This window comes from Arthrobacter ginkgonis, assembly GCF_039540195.1.
Classification (GTDB): Bacteria; Actinomycetota; Actinomycetes; order Actinomycetales; family Micrococcaceae; genus Zafaria; species Zafaria ginkgonis.
Genome location: NZ_BAABEO010000032.1, coordinates 1 through 9,153, shown reverse-complemented (window position 1 = coordinate 9,153; position 9,153 = coordinate 1). Strand labels below are relative to the sequence as shown.

Below are 9,153 nucleotides of genomic sequence, written 5' to 3'. Positions count from 1 at the left end.
CAGCTACTAGGGGTTCCAACCACCGAACCCGAGCCACCCTCCGGGCCCCGGCACCTTCGCCGGGGCCCTGAGCCGGTCCGGCGGCCTGGCGCCGCCATTGCCCGGCCGCTTCGCGGGCGCCCCGCGGGCTCGGGGGAATGGGGTTCCGGCCCCTGTCAGACGGATGCCCGCGGTGCTAGCGTGGCGGCAGAGCCATGCTGGCGGTGCCCTGCGTCGATGAGGGCGGCACCGAAAGGCGGCACCCACGAAGGCGGCACCGACGAAGGTGAGGTCCCGATGGAACACCACGCCGCGCCCCCGCGGCCGGAGGGAGCCCTCCGCAGCTTCGGGGTGGAAGAGGAGCTCCTGCTGGTTGGCCGCGGCAGCAACCTTCCGTTCGCGGCCGCAGAAACCGTCCTCGCCGCCCGCACCGAATCGCCCACCGACGCGCCGGGGACGACCGCCCTTGCCGTGGGATCGGAGCTGACCTTCGAGGTCAAACAGGAACAGATCGAGGTCGTTTCCCCGCCGGTGTTCCGCCTCTCCGAGGTCGCCGACACCATCCGGCGCGGCCGCGAACTCGCCGACCGCGCCGCGGCGCGGGCCGGAGCCGCCGTCGCCGCCCTGGCCACCTTCCCGTTCGAGGTGGTCCCGCACATGGCACCGGGCAAGCGGTTCGCCCGGATGGAAAAGCCCTTCGGAATCACCTTCCGCGAGACGCTCTACTGCGGCTTCCACGTTCACGTGGCGGTGGAGGACCTGGAAGAGGGCGTTGGGGTGCTGGACCGGATGCGGGTCTGGCTGCCCACGGTGCTGGCGCTGAGCGCCAACTCGCCCTTCTGGCAGGGCGCGGACACCGGCTTCGCCAGCTACCGCTACCAGGGCTGGGGGCGGTGGCCCACCACCGGGCCGAGCGCGATCTTCGGGTCCGCGCACGCCTACCGCCTGCGCTCGGCCTCGCTCCTGGCCTCCGGGGTGCCGCTGGACACGAAGATGCTCTACTTCGACGCCCGCTTCGCCCCGCGGGTGCCCACGGTGGAGGTCCGCGTGGCGGACGTCTGCCTGGACCCCGAACACGCGGCAACGCTCGCCGCCGTCGTACGCGCGCTGGTGGAAACCGCCGCGCGGCAATGGCGCGCCGGAATTCCGCCGGATCCCGCCACCTCAGACCTGCTGCGCGTGTGGATGTTCCAGGCCAGCCGGGCCGGCGTCTCCGGGGAGCTGGTGAAGGTGGCCACGCGCCGCGCCGTCCCCGCCGCGGACGCGGTCGCCGACCTGCTGCGGCACATCCGTCCGGTGCTGGAGGAGGCGGGGGAGGACCGCGACGTTGCCGCGGGCCTGGCCGCAATCCTCGCCCAGGGCACGGGGGCGAGCGTGCAGCGTGCGGCGTTCGCCGAGCGCGGGCAACTTCTGGACGTCGTGGCAGAAGCAGTGCGGCGCACTTTGGCGTAGGCTCCGTGCATGGTGCGGTTCCTGACTTTTGCGCTGTTGCTCCTGCTCGGTTTCGCCACCGTGGTGGCCGCGGCGCTGGGGGCGGTCGGCTGGTGGGTGCTGGCCGTCATCGTGCTCCTGCTGCTGACGCTCGGGGTGCGCGACGTACTCCAACGCAAGCACTCGGTCCTGCGCAACTTCCCGGTCATCGGGCACCTGCGCTACCTGCTCGAATCCATTCGGCCGGAAATCCAGCAGTACTTCGTCGAGCGCAACTACGACGGGCGCCCCTTCGACCGGGACGCCCGCTCGCTGATCTACGCGCGGGCCAAGGGCGCGGACAGCCACAAGGCGTTCGGCACCGAGCTGGAGGTCAACCGGCTGGGGCACGAGTACCTGCTGCACTCCACCGCCCCGGTGGCCCCGCCCGCCAAGCCGTTCCGGGTGCGCATCGGCGGCCCCGAATGCCTCCAGCCGTACGACATGGCCCTGATGAATATCTCCTCAATGAGCTTTGGCGCGCTGTCCAAGAACGCGGTACGGGCGATGAACAAGGGCGCCGCGCTGGGCGGGTTCGTCCAGGAGACGGGGGAGGGCGGGCTCTCCCAGCACCACCTGACCTACGGGGCCGACCTGTTCTGGGAGATCGGCTCCGGGTACTTCGGCTGCCGCACCCCCCAAGGCCGCTTCGATGCTGAGCAGTTCGCGGCCAAGGCCGCCCACGAGCGGGTCAAGGGCATCACGCTCAAGCTCAGCCAGGGGGCCAAGCCCGGCCTGGGCGGGGTGCTGCCGGCGGCGAAGGTGACCCCGGAGATTGCGGAGGCGCGCGGGGTCCCGCTGGGGACGGACTGCGTGTCCCCGGCCTCGCACCCCGAATTCGACACCCCGCGCGAGCTGATGCTCTTCATCGGACGGCTGCGCGAACTCTCTGGCGGCAAACCGGTGGGGTACAAGTTCTGCGTGGGATCGCGCACCGACGTGCTGGCGATGTGCAAGGCGATGCTGGAAACCGGGGTCACCCCGGACTTCATCATCGTGGACGGAGCCGAGGGCGGCACCGGTGCGGCCCCGCTGGAGTACGAGGACCATATCGGCACCCCCCTGACGGAGGGGCTGATGCTGGTGAACAACGCGCTGGTGGGCACCGGCCTGCGCCCGGTCATCCGGCTCGGGGCCGCCGGCAAGGTGGCTAACGGGTCCGACATCGTCAAACGGCTGATCCAGGGGGCCGACTTCACCCTGAGCGCCCGGGCGATGATGATGGCCACCGGCTGCATCCAGGCACAGAAGTGTCACACCAACGAGTGCCCGGTAGGGGTGGCCACGCAGGATCCGCGGCTGGTGCGGGCGCTGGACGTGCAGGACAAGGGCAACCGGGTGCACAACTACCAGAAGCTCACGGTGCAGGAAGCCATGCAGATCATGGCCTCGATGGGGATCGCCGACCCGGCTGAGCTGAATCCGCGGATGCTGCGCCGGCGCATCGACCACCTCACCACGCGCAGCTATGCGAGCATCTACCACTGGCTGCGCGCCGGGGAACTGCTCGAGGACCCGCCGCGCGGCTGGGCCGACGACTGGCGGGAGGCCGATGCTGACCACTTCGGGGAGCATGCCCCGCTGCCGTGGACCCAGGAGGTGCCGTTCGAGGTCGTCACCTATCCGCATGCGGCGAACGGGATCCCCGCCAAGCGGCAGGAGCCCAAGCCGAGCGCTCCCGGACCGACGCCGAAGGTCACCGCGGTGCACCGGCCCGAAGGACTGCCCGGGCGCTGAACAGGCCGGCGGGTCCCTCGCCGCCTAGACTTGTCCGGTGGCCCATATCGACGTGACCGACCTCCAGTACTTCCTCTCCGACGGCACCCAGTTGCTCGGCGGCGTCACCTTCAAGGTGACCTCCGGTTCCAAGACCGCGCTGATCGGGCCGAACGGAACCGGAAAGACCACCCTCTTCCGGATCATCTCCGGCGATCTGGTCCCGGATGAGGGCACGGTGAACAAGTCCGGCTCGATGGGCATCATGCGCCAGTTCGTGGGCCAAGTGCGCGACGAGTCCACCGTGCGCGAGCTGCTGGTCTCCACCGCCACGCCGGAACTGGCCAAGGCGGCCCGCGAGCTGGACGCGGCCGAGACCGCGATGCTTGAATCCGAGGACGAAAAGGTCCAGATGGCCTACGCCCAGGCGATCGTGGACTGGGGGGATGCCGGCGGCTACGAACTGGAAACCGTCTGGGACGAGGTTTGCATGGCAGCCCTGGGCGTTCCGTTCGAGAAGGCCGCGCACCGCGCGGCGTCCACCCTTTCCGGCGGCGAGCAGAAGCGCCTGGTGCTGGAGGCCCTCTTCTCCGGCCCGGACGACCTGCTGCTGCTGGACGAACCGGACAACTACCTGGACGTTCCCGGCAAGCGCTGGCTGGAGGCCAAGCTGGCCGAGTCGCCGAAAACCGTGCTGTTCATCAGCCACGACCGCGAGCTGCTCAACAACGCGGCCACCCGCATCGTCACCCTGGAACCGGGGCACTCGGGGGCCACCGCCTGGGTCCACGGCGGGTCCTTCGCCTCCTACGTCGACGCCCGCGCCGAGCGCAACGCCCGCTTCGAGGAGCTGCGCAAACGCTGGGACGAGGAGCACGCCAAGCTCAAGGAACTGGTCAACATGTACAGGACCAAGGCGGCGTTCCGCTCCGACATGGCCAACCGGTACAACGCCGCCCAGACCCGGCTGGCCAAGTTCCTCGAGGCCGGGCCGCCGCAGGCCATTCCGCTGGAACAGAACGTGCAGATGCGGCTCAAGGGCGGGCGGACCGCCAAACGCGCCGTCGTCGTCGAAAAACTGGAACTGACCGGGCTGATGAAGCCGTTCTCCACCGAGATCTGGTTCGGCGACCGGGTGGGCGTGCTCGGCTCCAACGGCTCCGGCAAGTCCCACTTCCTGCGCCTGCTGGCCGCCGGCGGGTCCGACCCGGACCGCGAGCACCTGCCGGTTTCCGACGTCGTGATCGCCCCGGTGGAGCACGCCGGCACCGCCAAGCTGGGCGCGCGCATCCGCCCCGGCTTCTTCGCGCAGACCCACAACCGGGCCGACCTGCAGGGACGCACGCTGCTGGAGATCCTGCACCGCGGCGACGAGCACCGCTCAGGGCTCGGCCGCGAAGCCGCCTCCGGCGCGCTGGACGGCTACGGACTCGCCGGGCAGGCCGAGCAGAAGTACGAATCCCTCTCCGGCGGCCAGCAGGCGCGCTTCCAGATCCTGCTGCTGCAGCTTTCGGGGGCGACCCTGCTGCTGCTCGACGAGCCGACCGACAACCTGGACCTGCACTCGGGGGAGGCGCTCGAGCGGGCCATCGCCGCATTCGAGGGCACCGTCCTGGCGGTCACGCACGACCGCTGGTTCGCCAAGTCCTTCGACCGGTTCCTGGTGTTCGGTTCCGACGGGAAGGTCTACGAATCCGCCGAGCCGGTGTGGGACGAGGCGCGCGTCGAGCGCAAGCGCTGACGGAACCGGTCAGGCGGCGGACAACCCCGCCCGGGCGCACGCGACGTCCTGCTCCGGCGTCGCGCCGCTGACCCCGACCGCCCAGGCCGTTTCGCCCGTGTGCACCACGCCGCCGGGCAGGGTGGTGGGCTCGAACGGCAGTTGTCCGCCGATCAGCCTGAACAGCTCTGGGTAGGAGCCCTTCAGCCCGTCCAGCGCTCCGCTGTCGCGGCGCAGCGCGGCGGCGGTGCGGGCTTTCGCGCGCGCCACCTCCGCGGTGAACCAGTTGGCGCCGTCCGCCCGCAGGGTGACCAGCTCGTGTCCGCGCGAATCGACGACGCAGACGCTGACTTTGATCCCCAGGTGCGAGGCATGGGCAAGGGTGGCCTCTGCAACGTTGCGGGCCGTTTCCAGGGTGGGTTCGGTCATGGGGGCATTCTCCCCCACGGGACGGGTCCGCGCATCACCCGCCCGTTCCGGGCCGCGGACCGCGGGACGCGGCTCCGCCGCCGCGCGGCGGGATACTGGGACCCATGCCAGCCGTCCTGTCCCGTGCACCCCGCGGCTTCTACGCCATCGTGGCCCACGCCTTCTTCATGCAGACCGCCCTGGCGATCGTGCGCCCCACCACCTCTTATCTGGCACTGGAGATGGACGTCAGCGCGGCGCTGCTGGGCCTGGTGGTGGCCAGCTTCTCCCTGCTGCCCGTCTTCCTGGCGGTGTGGGTGGGACGCCGCCTCGATGCCGGGTACGAAACGCCCGTGCTGCTGGTCAGCGCGGTGTTCATGCTGGCCGCCGGAGCCGGCCTGCTCTGGGCCACTCCCAACCTGCAAATGCTCCTGCTCTGGAACGCGGTGCTGGGCCTGGGCCACCTGGGCGGCATCCTGGGAGAACAGGCCCAACTGTCCGCCTACGACAAGGCGAAGCTGGACCGCTCCTTCGGCCTGTACACCATGACGGTCGCGGTGGGACAGGCGCTCGCGCCGCTGTTCATGGGCGCCCTCGGCGGCGACGCGGTCCACCCGGACACCACGCTGCTGCTGGGTGCCTATCTCGCCGGTGCCGCGGTGGTCCTGGCCACCGCCTTCGGCATGCTGCGCGGGCGTCCCCCGCGCCCGCGCGGCGACCGGCCGCCCGCCGCCACCATGCGCGAGGCCCTCGACGTCGAACCGCGCAAGCGCCGGGTCCTGACCGGGTCCATCCTCTTCGGCATGATGGTGCTCTGCGCCATGGATCTGGTCCAGGTGTACCTGCCGGCGCTGGCGGTGGAGCGCGGGATTTCGGTGGGCGTGGTGGGCATGCTGCTGTCCCTGCGTGCGGCGGCCACGGTGGTCTCCCGGTTCGGCCTGGACCGGCTGGTGGCGCGGTTCGGGCGCGGCCGGCTGCTGCTGGTGTCCTCCTGCGGGTCCGCGGTGCTGCTGTCCCTGATCGCGGTGCCGATGCCGGTGGCCATGCTGGGCGTGCTGATGTTCGCGATCGGACTGGTCATGGGGGTGGGCCAGCCGCTGGGCATGACGCTGGTGAGCCTGTACGCCGAACCCGGCACCCGCGGCACCTGGATCGGGCTGCGGATGACCGGCAACCGGCTGGGCCAGGCGGTCATTCCGGCCACCGTGGGATTCTTCGCCGTGGGGCTGGGGACCGGTGGGGCGTTCCTGTGCATCGGTGCGGCGATGGGGGCCGTCGCGGCGTCGTCCTTCGGCGCCTTCCGCAGCCTGGAGTAAGCGCTTCCGGAGCCTGAAACGAGCGCGGGGCCACCGGTCCCGCAGGAAACACCTCCGCGTACGGCACGGGGTGCAGATTCCTTACCGGGGGAATGGCACCATTGGATGTGATGACCACTACAACACGGGCCGAGCGGACGGTTGCCGCCCTGAGCAAGGCGCTGTTCGACTTCCTGGCCGAACACAACCTCTCGGAACTGAACGTCTCCGAGCTTTGCCGCATGGCCGGAATCCACCGGACCACGTTCTACGGCCACTACCAGGGCATCGAGGAATTCGCCGCCGCGGTGTACGCGCAGACCCTTGACCGCCTGGTGGGGGACACCTTCGGCAGCCGCCCGGGCAATTCCACCGTCGACTCGGTCTCCGCCGACTGCCTGGAGGCGCAGCTGCGCATCCAGAAGCGGATCCTGGAGGACCGTGCCGTCTACCGGTCCCTCTTCACTGCCGGCGGGACCGGCGCCTTCCGCCATGCGGTGGAGGAGAATGCCCGCCACCGCACCCGGGCCTGCTTCGCGGCGCTCCACGAGTTCGGCGTGGCCGAGGCCGATCCGGACGGCCCGGGCGTGGCCTTCGTCGCGGCCGGGTTCGCGGCCTGGCTGGAGAACTGGGCGCTCTCCGACTCCGAGGACGTCGAGGGCTGGGCCCACGACCTCTTCCAGTACCTTCCGGTCTGGTGGCCGGCTCCGGAAGAGCCGGGGACTGTCCCGCAGGTGTGATCGGCATTACACTGTCGGTGCTATGAGTCCGGATCGTCAGCCAGGCGCGGCAAGGGCCCTGAAGTTCACCACCGAGGGCATCCCCGCCGGCAACCGCGTGCACCTGTGGGAGAACCACAACGCCAAGGCCTTGATTTCGCTGGACATCCGCACCATGGACGACGCGCCGCTGCGGGCCGCCGAGATGAACCTGCATTTCCCGTCGCTGAAGTTCGCCCAGGTCAAGGGCAGTGCCCAGGTGGTGGAGCGCAACGAGAGGTTCATCCGCCAGAACCCCACCGACGTGATCGCCGTCTTTTTCGCCCTCGAAGGCGAGGCGTTCTTCTACCACCAGGGTGGCCACGAGTCGCTCAAGCCCGGCCAGGCCGTCATCTACGACGCGGACCGGCCGTTCATGCGCGGCTTCAGCCGCGGCCTGCGCGAAATGGTGCTGACCATCCCGCGCGACGACTATCTGGAGCTGTCCGGCGGCCGTCCGCTGCTGAAGCCCCAGGTGTTCGACTTCGGCGAGCCCGGAGCGGCTAACCGGCACATGCTGGCGCTGGCGAGGCTCGTGAACTCCACCCTCGCCTCGCCCGCGGCCGACCCGGAACGGACGGAGGCCTCCGCCCTGGAGCTGCTGGGGCTGCTCGCCGCCGGGGACCGGACCGGCACCGGGGCCGGCTACCTGGCCACGGCCCGCGTCTACATCGAGGACCGGCTCGCCGACCCGGACCTGTGTCCGGCCCAGGTGGCCGCGGCCGTGGGCGTGAGCGAGCGCCACCTGGCCCGCATCTTCGCCGAGACCGGCCATACCCCCAGCGCCTACCTGATGGAACGCCGGCTCCAGCGGGCGCGCACCCTGCTGGCGGACCCGTTCGAGGCCACGACGGCGATCGCCGCCGTCGCGGCCCGGTGCGGCTTCTCCTCGCAGGGACATTTCGCCCGCGTCTTCAAGACGCGGTTCGGCACCACCCCGCTGCGCGCCCGCAAGGACGGGCTGCCCGAAACCCCGTAGGGGCCCGGCTCCCGGGACCCGTTTTTGCACGCTGCGGACATCTTTTGGCACGCTGCGGACATTCCCGGCCGGCGCGCCCCCACGGCCATGTGAAAGGCGCCACTCTGGTGTGACGGCGGCAGGAGCCGCCCCCGCCCCAGGAGCCCCAGGAGTAGGAAATGCCCGATTCCCCTGTCATCGACCCGCGGGACCTGCGCCACGCGTTTGGTCGGTTCGGCACCGGCGTCACGGTCGTGAGCACCCGGTCCGACGACGGCCAGGCGCACGGCGCCACTGTCAGCGCCTTCGTCCCGGTCTCCCTGGACCCGCCGCTGGCCCAGGTCACCCTGATGCGCAGCTCCAAGCTCTCCGGCTACGTCGCCGACCGGCCGTTCGCGGTCAACGTGATGGCCCTGGGGCAGCTGGACACCTGCCTGCACTTCGCCGGAAAGCCCATGAAAAACGGCCCCGCGTGGGGTACCAGCGCCAGCGGGGTGCCGGTCCTGGCCGGCAACGCCGCCACCCTGGAGTGCCGTCCCTGGAACGTGTACGACGGCGGGGACCACGTGATCGTCGTGGGCGAAGTTGTGGCCCTGGACATCTCCGCGACGGAGCCGCTGCTGTTCGTCGGCGGCAAGTTCCACCACCTCGGCCGGCTCGTCGGCGGCTCCCCGTGGGAGCAGTGCGGCGACGGCGACGGTGGCCAGTGGTTCGCCGACGCCGCCTCCTTCAGGCCGCTGGTTCGCGCCTGATTCAGTCCGCGCCCGACCCCCACTCCACCCTTCCCCACACCCCCACACCCCCACACCCCCACACCCCCACACCCCCACACCCCCACACCCCCACACC

General features: G+C 70.7%; 8 protein-coding genes. 7 read left to right on the top strand and 1 reads right to left on the bottom strand.

Going from position 1 to position 9,153, the window contains the following annotated elements:
* The first annotated feature begins 276 nt into the window (after positions 1-276).
* From ABD912_RS20830 to ABD912_RS20820, 3 genes are read left to right on the top strand one after another with little or no spacing between them, the layout of a single operon-like run.
* On the top strand, positions 277-1,431 hold the full coding sequence (locus ABD912_RS20830) for a glutamate--cysteine ligase (RefSeq protein WP_345153960.1): 1,155 nt from the start codon (positions 277-279) through the stop codon (positions 1,429-1,431).
* Between the two features lie 9 nt (positions 1,432-1,440).
* Entirely contained in the window at positions 1,441-3,186 is a 1,746-nt protein-coding gene (locus ABD912_RS20825; protein WP_345153959.1) for an FMN-binding glutamate synthase family protein, read from the top strand.
* A 37-nt stretch (positions 3,187-3,223) separates the two neighbouring features.
* On the top strand, positions 3,224-4,906 hold the full coding sequence (locus ABD912_RS20820; RefSeq protein ID WP_345153957.1) for an ABC-F family ATP-binding cassette domain-containing protein: 1,683 nt from the start codon (positions 3,224-3,226) through the stop codon (positions 4,904-4,906).
* A 9-nt stretch (positions 4,907-4,915) separates the two neighbouring features.
* Here the strand turns inward: ABD912_RS20820 and ABD912_RS20815 are convergent, their stop codons facing one another.
* Positions 4,916-5,314 (bottom strand): GlcG/HbpS family heme-binding protein, encoded by a 399-nt coding sequence (locus ABD912_RS20815; protein ID WP_345153956.1) that lies wholly within the window; start codon positions 5,312-5,314, stop codon positions 4,916-4,918.
* Between the two features lie 104 nt (positions 5,315-5,418).
* Here ABD912_RS20815 and ABD912_RS20810 point away from each other — a divergent pair, with 104 nt between their 5' ends.
* From ABD912_RS20810 to ABD912_RS20795, 4 genes are all read left to right on the top strand, one after another.
* On the top strand, positions 5,419-6,609 hold the full coding sequence (locus ABD912_RS20810) for an MFS transporter (RefSeq protein ID WP_345153954.1): 1,191 nt from the start codon (positions 5,419-5,421) through the stop codon (positions 6,607-6,609).
* A 110-nt stretch (positions 6,610-6,719) separates the two neighbouring features.
* Positions 6,720-7,328 carry a TetR/AcrR family transcriptional regulator gene (locus ABD912_RS20805; protein ID WP_345153953.1) on the top strand — a complete coding sequence of 203 codons (609 nt, stop codon included), beginning with the start codon at positions 6,720-6,722 and terminating at the stop codon, positions 7,326-7,328.
* Between the two features lie 22 nt (positions 7,329-7,350).
* Positions 7,351-8,325: a helix-turn-helix transcriptional regulator gene (locus ABD912_RS20800; RefSeq protein WP_345153951.1), complete on the top strand. Its 975-nt coding sequence runs from the start codon at positions 7,351-7,353 to the stop codon at positions 8,323-8,325.
* Positions 8,326-8,483: 158 nt separating this feature from the next.
* Positions 8,484-9,056, top strand: coding sequence for a flavin reductase family protein (locus ABD912_RS20795; RefSeq protein WP_345153950.1), 573 nt, complete (start codon positions 8,484-8,486; stop codon positions 9,054-9,056).
* Positions 9,057-9,153 lie beyond the last annotated feature (97 nt).